Annotated in this window: 1 protein-coding gene; it reads right to left on the minus strand. The window is 32.2% G+C overall.

Annotated features, from left to right (window positions below; genetic code table 11):
• Positions 1-86: 86 nt before the first annotated feature.
• Positions 87-583, minus strand: a 497-nt coding sequence (locus ACFQ0I_RS17330; protein ID WP_379944252.1) for a hypothetical protein, incomplete at its 5' end; no start/stop codon positions are given.

Below are 583 nucleotides of genomic sequence, written 5' to 3' on the forward strand. Positions count from 1 at the left end.
AGGAAAATCAGATGTAGCAAATACGCAACTACCTTTGTTTTAGCACTAAACCGCAATTATTTTTATACGGTGTTGTGCATAGTATTTTAATCAAATCCTAATTCCGAATAGTACCATCTTTCGTCCAATTGTACTATTTTGTAGGATGCTCCAATAATATTATCATTTCCAAAATTCCGAGGTTTTTTATTGAAATCATAAATTATTCTTTTCTCCGTTTCTATTATACTTCCAGACCTATTCACAAAAATAATCAGACTGTCGTTTTCTTCGACAAATCCAGAATAACTAGGGTTTTTCTTTCCGCTATTTTTTATAATTAAATCAATGCCCAAATCTCGAACATCTCCAATTATAAATTCGTCAATTTCATCTCTGTCATAAGTTCCGTTGTCATATTCATCAATCTTTGAAGTCAAATCGGTTAGTTCCGTTTTATAATCCAAAACTCTTTTTTCGTCGAATGGATTACACGATGTAAAAGCAATTCCTAAAATGACAAGAATGAGTTTTTTCATATTATGCACAACGTTTATGTGTATGGAAAGTTGCGTGCTTGTGTGCGAGGATTTTCCGAAGGAAA

This window comes from Mariniflexile aquimaris (genome assembly GCF_042676825.1).
Classification (GTDB): Bacteria; Bacteroidota; Bacteroidia; order Flavobacteriales; family Flavobacteriaceae; genus Mariniflexile; species Mariniflexile aquimaris.